Source organism: Natrinema limicola JCM 13563 (genome assembly GCF_000337475.1).
GTDB lineage: Archaea > Halobacteriota > Halobacteria > Halobacteriales > Natrialbaceae > Natrinema > Natrinema limicola.
Window position 1 is genome coordinate 1 of record NZ_AOIT01000072.1, and the last position, 1,007, is coordinate 1,007.

Here is a 1,007-nt window from a genome sequence, read left to right on the forward strand (position 1 = left end):
GCACTTGGCGTGTACCGCCACACCCGAGGTGATTCAGCATGAACACCTCAAGCGATCAGCTACAGAAAGAACTCATCTGGGCACTGGCACACGGCACCAACCTCTCACAAGACGAGATCGCCGACCATCCAGCGATCGACAAATCCCAACCGACCGTAAGCCGGATTCTCAACAACTACGACCCTGCTCTTGATGGAACGGAGATCGTCGGATCTGGGTACGGGCGAGCCGAAGACACACAGACAGATGCCCCACCAGTGACCACGTACCGCGAGGCACTGGCTGAAGCCATGCTACACGCCCCGATGCTGGCCCCGATGGTCGGCATGGCGAAACTCAACAACACCGAAAACGACGGATAGAGCACCCATCACGAACCACCCCGATCGAGAACAACGCGCATCTATATATCTACCTCCTCTCTGACACACCATGGGCAAATGGGCTGTGGGCCAATTTCATTCACTGTAGACCGAAGGTCTACAGTTAATGAATACTGTAGGGGAGGGTATCACTGAATACGCATACTACCAGAAGTATGATAAACCGACTACGAGTCCTTGTACCTCACACGGTGCTCCTCCGGCACACGGTGGACCAGTTCACTGTAGATCGCCCGGAACGCATTCCCGATCTCAGCGAGCCGCGCCACATCGTCGTCCGTCAGTGGCTTATCATCGTTCAGTAACGCCCGCGTCAACGTGTCTGCGGCCGTTATAGCCTCCTGCTTCTGACCCTCCAGCACCAACGCCACGAACTCGTCTGACTCACCTTCGAGCGGCGTTCCGTGGACCAAGTCTTCGGTATCGATACTCTCATGCCCCTTTGCCGGGGAATCTGATTTTGCTGTCATGGTTTCCGTGACGGCACGGGGTCGGTGGTGTGACACCGGCCCTTTCGGGCACACCCGCGCCAGTGGGTGCCTCGCCCGTTCTCGCGGGGTCATCGGCAATCCTCTGGTGGTCGAGCCACCGGCTCGTCGAGGACCGGCGGCAACTCACGACGCT

Annotated in this window: 2 protein-coding genes; one reads left to right on the plus strand and one right to left on the minus strand. The window is 58.0% G+C overall.

Features of this window, described 5'->3' with window-relative positions; translation table 11 throughout:
* Positions 1 to 38 precede the first annotated feature (38 nt).
* Positions 39 to 362: a hypothetical protein gene (locus C476_RS16505; RefSeq protein WP_004592271.1), complete on the plus strand. Its 324-nt coding sequence runs from the start codon at positions 39 to 41 to the stop codon at positions 360 to 362.
* A gap of 188 nt (positions 363 to 550) precedes the next feature.
* Here the strand turns inward: C476_RS16505 and C476_RS16510 are convergent, their stop codons facing one another.
* Complete coding sequence (locus C476_RS16510) at positions 551 to 853, minus strand: hypothetical protein (RefSeq protein WP_004592272.1); 303 nt, start codon at positions 851 to 853, stop codon at positions 551 to 553.
* Positions 854 to 1,007 lie beyond the last annotated feature (154 nt).